We start from the raw sequence: 15,815 nt of genomic DNA, 5'->3' as shown, positions 1-15,815 counted from the left end.
CGGTCTCGATGGGGTGATCCCCGTCATGGCGTGGGTGAACCAAGCCCTCGTGTTGCGCCGATCGGTCTAATCTCCGCCCGTGCGGACGAGGCTGAGCCCCATGCAGCAGGCGGTGGTCGATGCCGGGCGCCCGCTGCCGCAGCTGACCGATCCACTCGACGTCGAGCTGCGGGTCAGCGCGTCGGTGGGGTCTTTCGCCCGCAACGAGGAGTTGTGGGAGGTCGTCGTCCGGCACCTGGAGGGGGTGCCGAGCCGGCGGAGTGCGGCGCTGCTGACGGCGCTGGGGCACCTGTTGCCCGGCCGGCCCGGGACGTGGGCGAAGGAGGCGGCCGCGCACCAGGAGCCGCCGCGGTGGGACCTCGCCGGGTTGCGGTTCGGGGACTGCTGGATCGGCGACCGGTCGATCGACGCGGGATACCTGGCGCTGCTGTGCAGCTACGCGTACGGGGACGTGCCGCACGCGATGGTGTTCATGGTCGACGAGATCAACGGGAGCCTCACGCGGCATGCGTTCCTGACGAGGCAGGTCGACGAGGCGCTCAGCCGGTTGCGGGACGAGGTGCGGCTGGAGCTGATCACTCCCGAGGCGGCTCATTGGCTGCTCAGCCGCAGTTACGACCGGTTCGAGCGGCGGCCGGCCCTCGCGTTCGGCATGGACGTGCACCAGACCCGGCTGGTGGCGCGCCGGCGGATCGCGTTGGCGATGAATCGTGTCGCTGTGTGAATTGCGCGGTGGTGGTTCACCCGTTCGTACCGCGTGTCCGTAGCTCGATCGTGGGGTGGCCATTACTGTCCGGGTGGTGATCCGAGGGATGGTCGAGACCTCTCGCGCCGGATGTGATGATCAGGTCCTCAGCCGTGTTCCCTGTGGTGCCCGGCACCGGTGGTGGTCGGTCGCGGCTCAGCGGTTCGGGCAGACGACCGCGCTCAGCCAGGTGCTGCTCGGCGCGACGCTCGGGTTCGGCATGTCGTTCTGGGGTGCGTTCGTCGCGCTCACGGTCGGGGCGGTGCTGGTCGGCGTCGTGGCGGTCGCCGTCGGGACCATCGGGTGGCGGGAAGGGCTGCCGGCCGCCCTGCTCAGCCGGTGGACCGGGTTCGGTCACGCCGGGTCGGCGGTGCTGGGGATGGTGATCGCGCTGTCGTGCACCGGGTGGTTCGGGGTGCAGACGGGCCTTGCCGGGGCGGTGCTCGCGAACGTCGCCGGGGTGCTGCCGGCACCGGTGTGGGCGCTGGTGTTCGGGGTCGTCGTCACGGTCATCGCGGCCCGTGGTGCGCGGTGGACGGCGTGGCCGTCGTATGTGGCCGTACCCGCGTTCCTGGGGTTGCTCGCGTGGGTGGTGCTCGCGAACGTCAACGATGTCAGCGTCCTGAGCGGCCCCGCTCCCGGTCCGTCCATCGGGATGCTGACGGCGATCACGCTGGTCACCGGCAGCTTCGTCGTGGGCGCGGTGGTCTCGCCGGACGTGACGCGCTTCCACCGCTACGGGGGCGACGTCGTGAAGCAGACGGTCCTGGGGGTCACGGCCGGCGAGTGGGTCATCGGCCTGGTGGGCGTGGTCATCGCGCACGCGCTCGGCACCACGGACGTCCTGGGCGTCATCGGCTCGACCGGCGGCTGGGCCGGGGCGCTGGTCGTCGTCGCGGTCGCGCTGAAGATCAACGACTGGAACCTCTTCTCGGCCTCGCTCGGGCTCGTGAACTTCTTCGACGCCGTCCTCGCGGTGCGGGTCAGCCGGGCGCAGGTGACGGTCGTGGCGGGATGCGCGGGCAGCTCTCTCGCGGCCGCGGGCGTCGCCGCCCACTTCAACCACTTCCTGGTCCTGCTCGGCGTGGTGTTCCCACCGGTCGCCGGGATCATGATCGCCGAGTACCACGTCGTGCGGTGCTGGCGGAACGAGCTCGTCTCCACCCGGCCGCTCGTGCCGAGGTCGGCGCCCTCGTGGGTGCCCGCGACGGTGGTCATCTGGCTCGTCGCGGCCGCTGTCGGCGAGGTGCTGCCGTTCGGGCTGTCCGGTCTGAACTCCTTCGTGCTCGCGTTCGCGCTGTACGTCGCCGCTGGGCGGTGGGACCTGCTGCGCATCAGGACGCGCAGGGCCACCCGCCGCGAGCTGACCGGGAAGGCCGCCTGAGTCAGGTCGGCACGAATGCGGGCAGGACGGCGTCCACCTCGAAACCGCCGTCGTCGGTCGGGCCCGCGGTGAGGGTGCCGCCGACCATCTCCACGCGGCCGCGCAGGCCGAGCAGTCCGCCGGCGCCGGGCAGCGCCGGGCCCGGAGCCGACGGCCGGGCGTTGCGGATGACCGCGCGGACGCTGCTCGGTCCACAGTGGATCGTGATCTCGGTGTGGGCGCCGGGGGCGTGCTTGTGCACGTTCGTGAGCGACTCCTGCACCACCCGGTACATGGTGCGGCGCACGGCGGGGGAGATGGTGTCCGCGTCACCGTGCTCGGTCAGGGTGACCTCCAGGCCGGTGGCGGCGGAGTCGGCCACGAGGCGGGACAGGCGGTCGGGCAGCACGTCCGGGATGCGCGGGGCGCGGCCGGAGCGCAGGACGCCGACGAGGTCGCGCAGTTCGGCCAGCGCCTGGCGGCCCGCGGTGCGCAGCTCCTCGGCGGCCTGGCGCACGCCGTCGTCCTTCGCCGCCATCCGCAACGCCCCGGCGTGCAGCACCATCAGGTTCAGCCGGTGCGTGACGACGTCGTGCATCTCGGCGGCGAGCCTGGTGCGTTCGTCCGCGCGGGCCTGCTCGACGCGCAGCTCGCACTCCCGCTCGGTGAGCATCTGCCGGAGCGTGCGCCGCTCGCCCAGGTACAGGCCGGTCAGACCGGCGATCACGATCGCGCCGGGGCCGACGAGCCCGTCCGGCACCGTCCACACGCCGGCGCCCACCACCCACGTCAGCACGTGGACCGGCACGAGCCAGCGGTGCCGTGCCGCGTGAGCGACGGAGAACGCGGACGCGAACGACGCGAAGGTGGGGGTGAGCAGTGTCAGGAAAGCGATTGCCAGGCCCGACGCCCCCGGCCGCGTCCGCCGCCACCACAGCGCGCCCGCCGCGAGCAGGTGGACCACGACGTAGAAGGCCGTCGACGCGACCACCAAGCGGGACGGCGCGGGCGCCACGAACTCGCGGCAGACCCCCGGCGCTGCCACGAGGAGCACCAACGCCAGATCCCGGGCCCGCGTCACGCGGGTGACGATACTGCCGGTTTTGTGCCCCGGATCACCTACTGGAGCAGGGGATTGTCCCTACTTTCGCAGGTGGCGACGGCCGACCTTTCCGCCTGCCGGACACCGGCGTTCGGTGGCTGCACCTGCTGCTTCCGGAACAGCCCCGTCCACAGGAACGACTTGCCGAAGAAAGCGCTGTCCGGGACCTCCTCCGTCATCCGTCGGAGCTCGACCTCGGCGAGGTCCTGGAAGACCCACCGGAGGTCGTCCGGGTCGTAGCCGACGCCACCGGACAGGCCCGCCCGCCGGTACAGCTCGGCGTCCGGCGTGGTGGTGCCCTCCTCGGTGGTGAAGCACGTGAGCGCGAAGTGGCCGCCGGGCACGAGCACGCGCTCCAGCAGGGCGAGGTAGCCGATGCGCCGGTGCGGCAGCAGGTGGTGGAAGCAGCCGGAGTCGTAGACCAGGTCGTAGGAGCCCTCGGTCGTGAACGCGTCGCCGTGGCGGTACCGGATGCCGAGGCCTTCCGACCGCTCCTCGGCCCACGCGATGGCGGTGGCCGAGACGTCCACGGCGTCGACCTCGAACCCCTGGTGCGCGAGGAACACCGCGTTGCGGCGGGTCCGTCCGCCAGCTTGCCGATCGCACGGCGGCTGTACTGCTTCTCGCCGGACATCGCCGGTCTCCCTTCGCCGATGATCGGGTCCAAGGCAACCGGCGGCGGATAGGTGAGCGGTGTGCGACGTCAGCTGACGCTCGAAACCGAGGCCTCCGCGGTCGGCGAGAAGATCATCGCCATCGGGTGTCCGCCGCGAAGGCGGGAGCGGGTACTTCCGCACCCGGCAGGCGATCACGAGCGCGGCGGCCGAGATGAACCGGTCCGGCGCACGACCTAGAGTCAGCGGCGGCCGAGAAGCCGGAAATGCCGCCGGCGCAGGAGGATCCCGTGCTGGCGCTGTCCGTTTTGTTGCTTGCCGCCGTGCTCGTCTGCGCGGTGGTGCGGCCGTGGGGCCTGCCGGAGGCGGCGGTCGCGGTGCCGGCGGCGGTGCTCGTGGTCGTGGTCGGGGCGCTGCCGGTCGGGCACGCCGTGGACGAGGCGGTGCGGCTGGGACCCGTGATCGGGTTCCTGGCCGCCATCCTCGTCCTCGCGCAGCTCTGCGACGACGAGGGCCTCTTCCACGCCTGCGGCACCTGGATGGCGCGGGCGTCCGGCGGCAGACCGCGCACGTTGCTGGGCAGCGTGTTCGTCACGGCCTCGGTGACCACGGCGGTGCTGAGTCTCGATGCGACGGTCGTGCTGCTCACGCCCGTGGTGTTCGCGACGGCGGCACAGCTCGGCGTCCGGCCGAAGCCGCACGTCTACGCGTGCACGCACCTGTCCAACAGCGCGTCGTTGTTGCTGCCCGTGTCGAACCTGACGAACCTGCTGGCGTTCGCGTCGAGCGGGCTGAGCTTCACGCGGTTCGCGGCGCTGATGGCGTTGCCGTGGCTCGTGGCCATCGCGGCCGAGTACCTGGTGTTCCGGCGGTTCTTCCGCACCGACCTCGACGCGCCGGTGCACGCGCCCGGGTCGTCGCCTCCGGGGGAACTGCCCGTCTTCGCGCTGGCCGCGGTGGCGCTGACGCTCGTCGGGTTCGTGGTCGCGTCGGCCACCGGGATCGACCCGGCGTGGGCGGCGTGCGCGGGGGCGCTGGCGATGGCGGTCCGGGCGTTCGTGAAGAAGCGCACGACGGTGCGGAAGCTCGCGCGGGCGGCGTCGCTGCCGTTCCTCGCGTTCGTGATCGGCCTCGGCGTCGTGGTGCGGGCCGTGGTCGACAACGGCCTCGACGACCTGCTCCGGAACGTCATCCCGGGCGGGCACGACCTGTGGGCGCTGCTCGGGGTCGCCGCGGTCGCCGCCGTGCTCGCGAACGTCATCAACAACCTGCCCGCGGTGCTCGTGCTCCTGCCACTGGTCGCGCCGACGGGGCCTGGAGCGGTTCTCGCGGTGCTGCTGGGCGTGAACCTCGGCCCGAACCTCACCTACGCCGGGTCCCTCGCGACGTTGCTGTGGCGGCGGATCGTGCACGACCACGACACCGAGGTGCACCTGCCGGAGTTCACGAAGCTCGGCCTGCTCGCCGTGCCCGCCACCCTGGTGGGCGCCGTCGTGGCACTGTGGGCGTCCCTGCACGTGATCGGAGGATGACCATGACGGTGGTCGTGTGGATCGCCGACGACACCTGGCAGGACTGCGTCGACGCGGCGAGCGCTCAGCAGGGGGAGTTCCTGCTGCTGCACGTCAGCGATGTGGCCGGCGCGGCACACGCCGCCTTCGCCGGACTGCTCGGCCGGCACGCGTCGCGCGACCCCGGCACGCGCCTGGACCACCTGGCGGCCGACCACGCCGCACGGCTCCTCGACGCGGCGGCGGAACGTCTCGGGCGCCCGTGCGCGAAGGAGGCGCGGGTCGGCCGGGTAGAGCACGAAGTCGTCGCGGCGGCTCAGAACGCGTCGTTGCTCGTCCTGTGCCGGGACGGCGATGTCAGCCACGCCGGCCCGCGCAGCCTCGGCCCGGCGACGCGGTTCGTCGTCGACCACGCGCCCTGTCCGGTGCTCCTCGTCTGGCCCTCATAGCTGCGCACACGCAAACTTGCGTGCGCGCAGTTTTATCGCCTAGTCTCACGCCATGCGAGCCAAGGGCATTGCGTACGACACCGGTTTCGTGCGCCACGGGGAGATTTCGCTCGAGGGGTTCGACCTCGACGTGGTCAGGCGAGACCTGACCGTCATCCGGGACGACCTGCGCTGCAACGCCGTCCACCTGGTCGGAGGTGATCCGGAACGGCTCGAGCTGGCCGCGGGGATCGCCGCCGGGCTCGGGCTGGAGATCTGGTTCTCGCCCTACCCGCTGGAGCTGACGCCCGACGGGATCCTGGAGCTGTTCACCGACTGCGCGCGCAGGGCCGAGCGCGTGCGGCTGCGGGGCGCGGAGGTCGTGTTCGTGACCGGTGTCGAGGTCAGCATCATGAACTCGGGCTTCCTGCCCGGCGACGACGTCGGTCAGCGGCTGGGACACCTGCTGGGGCGGCCCGAACGGATGCGGGAGGCGGGCGAGAAGCTCACCGCGTTCCTGGCCGAAGCCGTCGCCGTGGTGCGGCAGCACTTCCGGGAGGCTCACCTACGCCTGCATCCCGTTCGAGAACCCCGACTGGGACCTGTTCGACATCAAGTCGTTCGAGCTGATCCGCTCCGCCGAGGTCGCCGGCGTCTACGCCGAGAGCATCAGGAACGTGGTGGCGCAGGGGAAACCGGTCGCGATCACCGGCTTCGGCACGGCGGCCTGGCGCGGCTCGGGTGCCGTGGCTCCGCGCAGCATGGAGATCGTCGAGCACGACGACGCCGGGTTGCCGGTTCGCGTGAAGGACGGGTACGTGCGTGACGAAGAGGAGCAGGCCACCTACCTGCGCGAGGTGCTGGAGATCTTCGAGGCCGAAGGCGTGGACGGCGCGTTCGTCTACATGTTCGCGCTCGGCAACTACCCGCACCGGCCGGACGACCCGGGTCGCGACCTCGACATGGCGAGCCCCGGCATCGTGAAGGTGTACGACGACGGCCGCTGGGAGCCCAAGGCCGCGTTCGGTGCCGTCGCCGAGGTCTACGGGCGGATTTGACCCGCTTGGCGCGGCGGTCTGCGGCGGTCGGACTCGGGGGCACCATGAGCAGCAGGTTGCGCGCCATCGCCCACGACACCGTCGAGATCTCGGAACGGGGCTCCTACGCCACCGGCGCGGGCGAAGTCGCCGTCGACGTCTCCCACGCCGTCTCCGGGACCCGGCTGCACCTGCCGGACGAGGTGCTGCCGCTGCCCTGCGAGACGGCGGGCGTCCGGGTCGACGTCACCGGCGAGTCCACCCTGGAGGCCGCGCGCCGGCTCGGCGGCGACGTCGCCGCCCTGAACTTCGCCTCCGCCCGCAAGCCCGGCGGCGGCTTCCTCAACGGCAGGGTGGCGCAGGAGGAGAGCATCGCCCGTGCGTCGGCGCTCTACCTGAGCCTGCGCACCGCCGGTGAGTTCTACGAGCACCACCGCGCGCACGCCGACCTCACCTACACCGACCGCGTGATCTACTCGCCGCGCGTCCCGGTGTTCCGCGACGACGAGGGCGAGTTGTTGCCGCGGCCGTACGAGGTCTCGTTCCTCACCGCCGCGGCGCCCAACCTGGCGGCGATCCGGCAGAACCAGCCGGAGAAGGCCGACGGCGTCCCGCTCGCGTTGCTGGGGCGCGCCATCCGCGTGCTGCACGTCGCCGCGTCGCACGGCCACCGCAGGCTCGTCCTGGGCGCTTGGGGCTGCGGCGTCTTCGGCAACGACCCCGCCACCGTCGCCCGGATCTTCGCCCTCGCGCTGCGCGACAACCGCTACTTCGAGCACGTCGTCTTCGCCGTTCTGGACGGCCGCGAAGGTGCGCCGACGTTCTCCGCGTTCGCCGAGGTGTTCGCCTGAACCACGATGGCACCACCGCTGACCTGCCCTGAGCCAGAATGATGCCAATCTGAGCCAGAATTGCTTGCTGGTGGTGCCACTGTGTGCCATAGTGATGCCATGGATCTGACGCCGTATGTGGCCTCCCTCGGCCGCGAACTGCTGACCGCCGTCGAAACCGGTGGCGGGGAAGCGAGCGCGCTGGTCGAGCGGCTGACCGTGACGATGGAGTCGGCGATCCGGCTGGCGCTGCTCGAAGCGCTCTCCGCCGCCGCCGACGAGATCACCGCGGACCTGGCACCGGACTCGGTGCAGGTGCTGCTGCGGGGTCGTGACCCGAAGTTCGTCGTGACGCGCCAGAAGCCCGAGCCGCAGGCCGCCGTCGCGCCGGAGCCCGCCCCCGCGGCACCCGCCGAGGACGTGGCGGCCGGCTTCGACGACGGCACCACGGTGCGCATCAACGTCCGCCTGCCCGAACCGCTCAAGGCCGCCATCGACGAGGCGGCGGCCAAGGAGGGCCGTTCGGTCAACGCGTGGCTCGTGCGCGCCGCGTCGGCCCAGCTGAGCCCGAAGCGCGACACCACCGCCGAAACGCTGTCGAGCATCACCGGCGCGCAGCGCTTCGTCGGCTGGGTCCGCTAGCTCCAGCCCTTCACCACTTCGCCCCGACCTGCGGGGATGTTCCACCCACACCTTCTGAGGGGACAGCCATGCCTTCTTACGACACGCCGGAACCGATTTCGGTGCTGCTCGACATCTACGCGGGCCACGTCCAGGTCGTCGCGACGGACCGCACCACGACGGCCGTCGACGTGCGGCCCTCCGACCCGTCCGACACCTCGGACGTCGACACCGCGCAGAAGACCAGCGTCGACTTCGCCGACGGCACTCTCGTGGTCCGCGGGCCGAAGCGGACGTTCGACTTCTCCAGGAAGACCAGGTCGGTCGACGTCGTGATCGAGCTGCCGACCGGGTCCAAGGTGGACCTCGACGTCACGGCGGGCAGCGTCCGCACCAGCGGCGTGCTCGGCGCGGCCGAGGTCGACCTGTCCGCGGGCAACATCCACGTCGACCGCGCCGGTTCGCTCAAGGCCGACACCGGTGCCGGGGCGGTCAAGGTCGGCGCGGTCACCGGCAACGCCGAGGTCAAGACCGGCAGCGGCCACCTCCGCGTCGGCAGGGTCGACGGGGCGCTGGTCGTGAAGAACTCCAACGGCCACATCGAGGTCGGCACGGTCGAGGGCGCGCTGCGGGCCCGTTCGGCCAACGGCGACATCCACGTCGAACGCGCCGGCGCCCTGGTGGAGGCCCGCACCGCGATGGGGGCCATCGAGGTCGGCGAGGTCGTCCGCGACACCGTCACCCTGAACACCGCGATGGGCGGCATCGAGGTCGGCATCGCCGACGGCACCGCCGCGTGGATCGACGCCAAGACCAGCTTCGGCCGCGTCTCCAACTCGCTCGAGGGCAGTGACGGCCCCGGCGCCTGTGCCGAGACCGTCAAGGTCACCGCCCACACGTCCTTCGGCGACATCTCCGTCCGCCGTGCCTGAGGGGAATCCCATGTACGCGATCAAGGCCACCGGCCTGCGCCGTTCCTACGGCGACAACGAAGTTCTCAAGGGCGTCGACCTGAACGTCCAGCGCGGCACCGTGTTCTCGTTGCTCGGCGCGAACGGCGCCGGCAAGACCACCACGGTCAAGATCCTCTCGACGTTGATCCGCGCGGACGGCGGCAGCGCCTCCGTCGCGGGCCACGACGTGACGGGCGATCCCGGCGCCGTGCGCGCCGCCATCGGCGTCACCGGCCAGTTCTCCGCCGTCGACAACCTGATGACGGGGCGCGAGAACCTGCGGCTGATGGCCGACCTGCACCACCTCGGCAAGGCGGAGGGCAGGGCCAAGGTCGAGCAGCTGCTGGCGGAGTTCGACCTCGTGGACGCGGCCGGCAAGTCGGCCTCCACGTACTCCGGCGGCATGCGGCGCCGGCTCGACCTCGCCATGACGCTGGTCGGGTCGCCGCAGGTGATCTTCCTGGACGAGCCGACCACCGGCCTCGACCCGCGCAGCCGCCGCACCATGTGGCAGATCGTGCGCGGGCTGGTGGCGAGCGGTGTCACGATCTTCCTCACCACGCAGTACCTGGAGGAGGCCGACGAGCTCGCCGACCGGATCGCGGTGCTCGACCACGGCAGGATCGTCGCCGAGGGCACCGCGGACGAGCTCAAGCGCCGCATCCCCGGCGGTCACGTCCTGCTGCAGTTCAGCGAACTGCGGCACCTGGAAGCCGCGACGCGGGTCGTGCGCAACGCCTCGCGCGACGGTGACGCGCTCGCCCTGCGGGTGCCCAGCGACAGCGACGTCCGCTCCCTCAAGGCCCTGCTCGACCGGCTCGACGAGCACGCGGTCGCGGTCGAGTCGCTCAGCACCCACACGCCCGACCTCGACGACGTCTTCCTCGCCCTCACCGGCAAGCCGGAAACGGTGGCCCGCTCATGACGCACGCACTGACCGACTCGGCCACGATGGTGCGCCGCAACCTCAAGCGGATGATCCGCTACCCGTCCCTGACGTTCCAGCTCCTGATCATGCCGGTCGTCTTCCTGCTGCTGTTCGTCTACGTGTTCGGCGGGACGCTCGGCGCCGGTCTCGGCGGTCCGTCCGGCGGCCGTGCCGAGTACCTGAACTACGTGACGCCGACGATCGTCCTGATGTCGATCACCGCCGCGGTGCAGGGCACGAGCATCTCGATCGCGATGGACATGACCGAGGGCATCGTGGACCGCTTCCGCACCATGGCGATCGCGCGGGTGTCCGTCCTGACAGGACACGTGATCGGCAGCCTGGTCCAGACCGTCCTCGCGATGACGGTCGTCTTCGGTGTCGCGCTGGCGATCGGGTTCCGCCCGCAGGCGAGCGCCCTGGGCTGGCTCGCGCTGGCCGGCCTGCTGGTCGCCATGTCGTTCGCGATGATCTGGCTCTCCGCCGCGCTCGGTCTCGCCAGCAAGTCCGTCGAGTCGTCGAGCAACGTCGGCCTGCCGCTGATCCTGCTCCCGTTCTTCGGCAACGGTTTCGTGCCCACCGACTCGATGCCGACCGTGCTGCGCTGGTTCGCCGAGTACCAGCCGTTCACCCCGTTCATCGACGCCCTGCGCGGACTGCTGATGGGCACGCCGATCGGCAACAGCGGCTACATCGCCTCCGCCTGGTGCCTCGTCATCGGGGTCGGCGGCTACCTCTGGTCCAAGAAGCTCTTCAACCGCGAATCCACCCGCTGAAGGAGATCGTCACATGTTGCACGGCCTGCCCATGGAACGGGACGTCACCCCGTTCGACCCTCCCAGCCGGATCACCTCGCTGCGGTCCACCCGGCCGGTCAGCCCGATGCTCTTCCCCGACGGCCACGAGGGCTGGCTCGTCACCGGCTACGACGCGGTCCGGCAGGCGCTGGCGGACCTCAGGTTCAGCTCGCGGCAGGACCTCGGCGTCCTGCACGTCCCGTACCCGACGCCCGGCATGCCCGAGCAGACCGAGCCGTCGCCGCAGGAGCCGGGCCTGTTCATCAGCATGGACCCGCCGGACCACACCCGGTTGCGCCGCAAGCTCACCGGAGCGTTCACGGTCAAGCGGATGAAGGCCCTCGAGGAGGGCATCGTCGAGATCACCGAACGGCAGCTGGACGCGCTGGCGGAGCTCACCCCGCCGGTCGACCTGGTGCGGGAGTTCGCGCTTCCCGTGCCGTCACTGGTGATCTGCGAGATCCTCGGCGTCCCGTACGCGGACCGCGAGTCGTTCCAGCACAACTCGTCGCGGTTCATGGAACGGGACATCGACCTCCAGGACAAGATCGCCGTGTACGTGGCGCTGAGCACGTACCTGTCCGAGCTCGTCACGGCCAAGCGCGCCGAACCCGGCGACGACCTGCTGTCCGACTTGGCCCGCGACGAGGACCTCAGCATCCAGGAACTGACCGGCATGGCGTTCCTGCTGCTGCTCGCCGGGCACGAGACGACCGCGAACATGCTGGCGCTGGGCACCTTCGCGCTGCTGGAGCACCCGGAGCAGAAGGAAGCGCTGCGGTCGGCACCGGAGCTGATCCCCGACGCCGTCGAGGAACTGCTGCGCTACCTCACGGTCGCCGACGTCTTCTTCCGCTACGCGGCGGAGGACGTCGAGTTCTTCGGCGAGACCATCCGGAAGGGCTCGACGGTCGTGCTGTCGCTGCTGGCGGGTGACCACGACCCGGCGCGCTACGAGAACCCGGACACGCTCGACGTGCACCGCAACGCCCGCGGGCACCTGGCGTTCGGCCACGGCGTCCACCAGTGCCTCGGCCAGCAGCTGGCCCGCATCGAGATGCGCGCCGGGTTCGAGGGGCTGCTGCGCCGCTTCCCCTCGCTGGAGCTCGCCGTCGAGCCCAGCGAGGTGAAGCTGAGGACCGACATGAACATCTACGGCGTGCACGCCCTGCCGGTCACCTGGGCGTAGCCGTCAGACGGTGAAACCACCGTCGGCGTTGATGCTGGAACCGGTGACGTACGCACCGGCCTCCCCTGCCAGCGCCGCCACCACCTCCGCGATCTCCGAAGGTGTTCCGTAGCGCCCCAGCGCGGTCAGTCCGCGAATCGCGTCCGACATGGGCCCGTCCGCGGGGTTCATGTCCGTGTCGGTGGGACCCGGGTTCACGACGTTCACCGTGATGCCCGACGGACCCAGGTCGCGAGCAAGTCCCTTCGTCATCCCGATCAGCGCCGTCTTGCTCGCGGAGTACAACGCGAAGCCGGGGAACGGCGCGTGCACGGCGACGTTGCTGCCGATGCTGATGATCCGGCCACCCCCACGCATGTGCTTCGCCGCTGCGCGCGCGGCGAGGAACGGCGCGCGGACGTTCACGGCCATCGTGTGGTCGAACTCGTCGCGGCCGAGCTCGTCCAGCGGCCCGACCCAGAACACGCCGGCGTTGTTGACGAGCACGTCGAGCCGTCCGAAGTGGACAGCCGTCTCCTCGACGGCGGCCACCACGGCGTCCGGGTCGGCGCTGTCGGCCCGGATCGCGAAACCGTTGTCGGGCTTGGTGTTCTGGTACATGACGGCGACGCGGGCGCCGAGAGCGGTGAGCTTCTCGGCGACCGCGGCCCCGATGCCGCGGCTCCCGCCGGTGACGAGAGCCGCTTTTCCTGCAAGTGATCCCATGCCGTCCACCCTGGCGGAACAGCGGCCGGGGTTCTGGCGGGAATCGGACCGTCAGCTGGTGCCCCGCACGTAGGCCCACGCGGTGCGGTTGAGGGAGTCCTCGATCCCGGTGAAGCCCTCGCCGGGGTTGAGGACGTCCTCGTGGAAGTCGACGTCGACGTCGTCCGCGGTACCGCCGACGCCGTCCGGCCCGACGCCGAACATGCCCTTCGGGTTGCCGCCCTGGTCCATGAGGCTGTCGAGCTCGTTGAACTGGTCCTGGTGCCAGCTGCCCGACATGTGCCCGGCCTCGTGCGCGGTGATGTTGCCGATCGCCCTGCCGATGAACGCGATCTTGTCGCTGGCGGGTGTGATGTAGCCGTTCAACGAGGTGCGCGACTGCGCGGCCGGGGCGCTGAGGATGTCGAGCAGCACCAGCGAAGTCTCCTCCTTGCCGAAGTTGCCCGCGTCGATCGACTGCGCGATGCCGACGGTCTGGATGCCCGACTCGGCGATCGAGCCGCCGACGACGATCCGGCTGACGTTCGGCTGACCCCACGGGTCGGCGTGGTCGCGGCTGTTCAGCACGCGCACGGCGAACCGCCGGTTGGTGCCCTTCGCGGCCAGGTCCTTCTCGACGTTCTCCCGCACGGTGGCGACCACGCCGTCGATCACCGCGTTCTCGTCGGCGCCGGTGAGGCCCCAGCCCGGCAGGAACTTCCTCAGCGGCGAGAGGTCGCGGTTGCCGGACGGGGTGACGCCGAAGACGCGGGTGTTGACGCGGGCGCCGTCGAAGTCGAGGAAGAGCGTGAGCACCTCGGGCCGCTGGTTGAGCTCGGAGCCGGGCCGGTACGCCTCGACCGTGACGTCGTAGCGCCCGGTGCCGTTCTCGGCGCCGACGGTGTAGCGGCCGTCCCTCGGGGCCACGAAGTCCGCGACGGCGTTGCCACCGGCGGGCAGCGGGGAGTTCTCGGCGTACAGGAAGCTGAAGTCCTGCGACGAACCGAAGACCTCGCGTCCGGAGGGGTCGTGGACGACGACCCTGGTGGCCCTGCCCGCCGCCGACGCGCCGAGCACGTCGCCGGCCCTGAGGTCGACGGAGAAGAAGTCCCTGTCCTGGCGCTGCGCGCCGTTCGTGATCGTCAGGTCGTACGCGCCTTCGGTGAGGACGCGCTTGCCGGTGCCCGGCGTGAGCGGGTCGGCCGGGATCCCGCCGGGACCGGCCGCGGCGACCATCACGTACACGTCCTGCCCCGCTCCCACCGGGAGCTGCAGCCTGCTGTCCGTGGTGCCCGCGAGGTTGTCGTGCTCGGCCAGCAGCCGCCCCTGCGCGTCGAACGCGGCGAGCAGCGTGTCCAGGGAGCCCGTCGGGGTGTCCGTCTCGACGGTGAGCACCGCGCCGTCCGCGCCGCCGGTGACCTTGTAGAAGTCGTGGTCGCCGGTGCCGTCGCCCGCGCTGCCGTACGGGCCGTCGCCGATCTTCCCGCTGGTCCGCGCGGGCGTGCCGAGGCTGCCGGCGAGCGGAACGGCGTCGTCGGTCTCAGGGGACGGTGGCGCGACGGGGAGCGAGGGATCACCGGCCAGGTCGCCGGTGAGCCTGAGCTTCGCGTTCTTGCCCCGGCCGGTCCCGAACCCGGCCACGTGCTCGGCCCGGTCCGGTGCGTCGTTGGCGCCCTGACCGGTCTCCTCCTCGGTGTAGGTCAACGGCTGGCCGGCGCTCTTCGCGGCCAGCCGCGACTGCTTGCGCGCCTCCCGGCTGCGGTGGACCGCTGCCCAGTCGACCTGGGCCTCGGCGGGCAGGAAGGCGAGCATCGGCTCGGGCTGGCTGCTGCGCGGCACGGGCTCGGCCGCGGACTGCCCCGCGACCACCAGAGTCAGTGCCACACCGGCCGTGAGCACGCCAAACAGGTGCTTTCGCATGGTAGAACCCCCAGTTCGGTCTCGAACCGAGGAAACCAGCGGCGTGCGGGTCAGGCGAGCCTTTCGGCCGGCCTTTGTCCGTTTTCGGACAACGACGCCCCGACCTCGCGCAGGTGCTCCAGCACGTACCCGTACGAGCGGAACAGGCCGCACTGCGCGTAGGAGATGCCGCGCTGCCGGCAGAACTCGCTGACGATCGGCTGGGCGTGCCTGAGGTGCGGGCGGGGCATGCTCGGGAACAGGTGGTGCTCGATCTGGTAGTTGAGCCCGCCGAGCAGCACGTCGACGAACCAGCCGCCGCGGATGTTGCGCGAGGTGAGCACCTGCTTGCGCAGGAAGTCGAGCGAGTGCCCCGCCGAGAGCACCGGCATCCCCTTGTGGTTGGGGGCGAAGGAACACCCCATGTAGAAGCCCCACACGGCCTGGTGCACGAGGACGAACGAGACGGCGTACACCGGTGAGAGCACCCAGAACACCACCGCCAGGTACACCACGACGTTCGCGATCATCAGCGGTCGCTCGCGCCCGGAGTGCCGGATCGAGTGCCAGTGCAGCGCGAAGCCCTCCAGCAACAGCAACGGGAAGAACAACGCCGCCTGGCGCGAGGCGATCCACCGCAACGGCCCGCGCTTGGCGAGACCCTGCCGCTGCGTGAACGCGAGCACCGAGATGTCGACGTCCGGGTCCTCGTCCTCGTGGTTGGGGTTGGCGTGGTGCCGGTTGTGCTTCGAGACCCACCAGTCGTAGCTGACCCCCACCAGTCCGCTGTGGACGTAGCCGGCGATCTCGTTCCACCTCCGGGAGGCGAAGATCTGCTTGTGCCCGGCGTCGTGGCCGATGAACGCGAGCTGCGTGCTCATCACCGCCAGCACGACCGCCACCGCGAGCTGCCACCAGGAGTCGCCCAGCAGCGCGAACGCCACCCAGGCCGCCGCGTAGAGGACGAGGTTCACACCGATCCGCGCGTAGTAGTAGCCGCGTCGTCGTTCGAGTAGTCCTGCCTGTTTCACCAGGGCGGACAACTGGGCGAAGTCGCTCGCCTGCCGGGGCACCATTCGCCCAGGATGCCCCACTGCGACGAAGAAGATGCCAC

General features: G+C 71.0%; 17 protein-coding genes. 12 read left to right on the top strand and 5 right to left on the bottom strand.

All coding sequences use genetic code 11. The features are described from left to right. The first annotated feature begins 79 nt into the window (after positions 1-79). Both V1227_RS21555 and V1227_RS21550 read left to right on the top strand, forming a co-directional pair. Positions 80-724, top strand: coding sequence for a hypothetical protein (locus V1227_RS21555; RefSeq protein ID WP_329787388.1), 645 nt, complete (start codon positions 80-82; stop codon positions 722-724). A 76-nt stretch (positions 725-800) separates the two neighbouring features. Further along, a complete protein-coding gene (locus tag V1227_RS21550; RefSeq protein ID WP_329787387.1) occupies positions 801-2,129 on the top strand; it encodes a purine-cytosine permease family protein in 1,329 nt (442 codons plus the stop codon). A gap of 1 nt (position 2,130) precedes the next feature. On the opposite strand, the gene V1227_RS21545 is transcribed toward V1227_RS21550, so the two are convergent. Together V1227_RS21545 and V1227_RS21540 are read right to left on the bottom strand one after the other, a co-directional pair. Further along, positions 2,131-3,189: a sensor histidine kinase gene (locus tag V1227_RS21545; protein WP_329787386.1), complete on the bottom strand. Its 1,059-nt coding sequence runs from the start codon at positions 3,187-3,189 to the stop codon at positions 2,131-2,133. Between the two features lie 38 nt (positions 3,190-3,227). Next, positions 3,228-4,007 carry a class I SAM-dependent methyltransferase gene (locus V1227_RS21540; protein WP_329787385.1) on the bottom strand — a complete coding sequence of 260 codons (780 nt, stop codon included), beginning with the start codon at positions 4,005-4,007 and terminating at the stop codon, positions 3,228-3,230. A gap of 83 nt (positions 4,008-4,090) precedes the next feature. Here V1227_RS21540 and V1227_RS21535 point away from each other — a divergent pair, with 83 nt between their 5' ends. From V1227_RS21535 to V1227_RS21490, 10 genes are all read left to right on the top strand, one after another. After that, complete coding sequence (locus V1227_RS21535; RefSeq protein WP_329787384.1) at positions 4,091-5,356, top strand: SLC13 family permease; 1,266 nt, start codon at positions 4,091-4,093, stop codon at positions 5,354-5,356. Positions 5,357-5,358: 2 nt separating this feature from the next. After that, positions 5,359-5,784, top strand: a complete 426-nt coding sequence (locus tag V1227_RS21530) for a universal stress protein (protein ID WP_329787383.1) — start codon at positions 5,359-5,361, stop codon at positions 5,782-5,784. A gap of 52 nt (positions 5,785-5,836) precedes the next feature. Next, positions 5,837-6,589, top strand: coding sequence for a hypothetical protein (locus V1227_RS21525; protein ID WP_329787382.1), 753 nt, complete (start codon positions 5,837-5,839; stop codon positions 6,587-6,589). Further along, positions 6,582-6,821 (top strand): hypothetical protein, encoded by a 240-nt coding sequence (locus tag V1227_RS21520; RefSeq protein WP_329787381.1) that lies wholly within the window; start codon positions 6,582-6,584, stop codon positions 6,819-6,821. Before V1227_RS21525 ends, V1227_RS21520 begins: the two co-directional genes overlap by 8 nt. A 44-nt stretch (positions 6,822-6,865) precedes the next feature. Then, entirely contained in the window at positions 6,866-7,651 is a 786-nt protein-coding gene (locus tag V1227_RS21515; protein ID WP_329787380.1) for a TIGR02452 family protein, read from the top strand. A gap of 99 nt (positions 7,652-7,750) precedes the next feature. Continuing rightward, on the top strand, positions 7,751-8,272 hold the full coding sequence (locus V1227_RS21510) for a ribbon-helix-helix protein, CopG family (protein ID WP_329787379.1): 522 nt from the start codon (positions 7,751-7,753) through the stop codon (positions 8,270-8,272). 68 nt (positions 8,273-8,340) lie between these two features. After that, positions 8,341-9,183 carry a DUF4097 family beta strand repeat-containing protein gene (locus tag V1227_RS21505; protein ID WP_329787378.1) on the top strand — a complete coding sequence of 281 codons (843 nt, stop codon included), beginning with the start codon at positions 8,341-8,343 and terminating at the stop codon, positions 9,181-9,183. A gap of 10 nt (positions 9,184-9,193) precedes the next feature. Further along, positions 9,194-10,129, top strand: a complete 936-nt coding sequence (locus V1227_RS21500) for an ATP-binding cassette domain-containing protein (protein WP_329787377.1) — start codon at positions 9,194-9,196, stop codon at positions 10,127-10,129. Then, the gene (locus V1227_RS21495) at positions 10,126-10,908 is read left to right on the top strand and encodes an ABC transporter permease (protein ID WP_329787376.1); all 783 of its coding nucleotides are present in this window, start codon (positions 10,126-10,128) and stop codon (positions 10,906-10,908) included. The genes V1227_RS21500 and V1227_RS21495 overlap by 4 nt, the downstream gene beginning before the upstream one ends. A gap of 13 nt (positions 10,909-10,921) precedes the next feature. Continuing rightward, a complete protein-coding gene (locus V1227_RS21490; RefSeq protein ID WP_329787375.1) occupies positions 10,922-12,118 on the top strand; it encodes a cytochrome P450 in 1,197 nt (398 codons plus the stop codon). A 3-nt stretch (positions 12,119-12,121) separates the two neighbouring features. Here the strand turns inward: V1227_RS21490 and V1227_RS21485 are convergent, their stop codons facing one another. From V1227_RS21485 to V1227_RS21475, 3 genes are read right to left on the bottom strand one after another with little or no spacing between them, the layout of a single operon-like run. Next, positions 12,122-12,823, bottom strand: coding sequence for an SDR family NAD(P)-dependent oxidoreductase (locus V1227_RS21485; protein WP_329787374.1), 702 nt, complete (start codon positions 12,821-12,823; stop codon positions 12,122-12,124). Between the two features lie 51 nt (positions 12,824-12,874). Beyond that, on the bottom strand, positions 12,875-14,722 hold the full coding sequence (locus V1227_RS21480; RefSeq protein WP_329787373.1) for a hypothetical protein: 1,848 nt from the start codon (positions 14,720-14,722) through the stop codon (positions 12,875-12,877). Between the two features lie 50 nt (positions 14,723-14,772). After that, positions 14,773-15,777, bottom strand: coding sequence for a fatty acid desaturase family protein (locus V1227_RS21475; protein ID WP_329787372.1), 1,005 nt, complete (start codon positions 15,775-15,777; stop codon positions 14,773-14,775). Between the last annotated feature and the right edge of the window lie 38 nt (positions 15,778-15,815).

This window comes from Lentzea sp. DG1S-22 (assembly GCF_036321065.1).
Taxonomy (GTDB): Bacteria; Actinomycetota; Actinomycetes; order Mycobacteriales; family Pseudonocardiaceae; genus Lentzea; species Lentzea jiangxiensis.
The sequence above is the reverse complement of the archived record's forward strand: the minus strand, read 5'-3'. Positions and strand labels throughout refer to the sequence as shown.

Coding starts and splice junctions, on each gene's coding strand:
- V1227_RS21500 (WP_329787377.1), top strand. CDS start 9,194: ATGTACGCGATCAAGGCCACCGGCCTGCGCCGTTCCTACGGCGACAAC.
- V1227_RS21495 (WP_329787376.1), top strand. CDS start 10,126: ATGACGCACGCACTGACCGACTCGGCCACGATGGTGCGCCGCAACCTC.
- V1227_RS21530 (WP_329787383.1), top strand. CDS start 5,359: ATGACGGTGGTCGTGTGGATCGCCGACGACACCTGGCAGGACTGCGTC.
- V1227_RS21515 (WP_329787380.1), top strand. CDS start 6,866: ATGAGCAGCAGGTTGCGCGCCATCGCCCACGACACCGTCGAGATCTCG.
- V1227_RS21505 (WP_329787378.1), top strand. CDS start 8,341: ATGCCTTCTTACGACACGCCGGAACCGATTTCGGTGCTGCTCGACATC.
- V1227_RS21535 (WP_329787384.1), top strand. CDS start 4,091: ATGCCGCCGGCGCAGGAGGATCCCGTGCTGGCGCTGTCCGTTTTGTTG.
- V1227_RS21480 (WP_329787373.1), bottom strand. CDS start 14,722: ATGCGAAAGCACCTGTTTGGCGTGCTCACGGCCGGTGTGGCACTGACT.
- V1227_RS21490 (WP_329787375.1), top strand. CDS start 10,922: ATGTTGCACGGCCTGCCCATGGAACGGGACGTCACCCCGTTCGACCCT.
- V1227_RS21475 (WP_329787372.1), bottom strand. CDS start 15,777: ATGGTGCCCCGGCAGGCGAGCGACTTCGCCCAGTTGTCCGCCCTGGTG.
- V1227_RS21485 (WP_329787374.1), bottom strand. CDS start 12,823: ATGGGATCACTTGCAGGAAAAGCGGCTCTCGTCACCGGCGGGAGCCGC.
- V1227_RS21525 (WP_329787382.1), top strand. CDS start 5,837: ATGCGAGCCAAGGGCATTGCGTACGACACCGGTTTCGTGCGCCACGGG.
- V1227_RS21510 (WP_329787379.1), top strand. CDS start 7,751: ATGGATCTGACGCCGTATGTGGCCTCCCTCGGCCGCGAACTGCTGACC.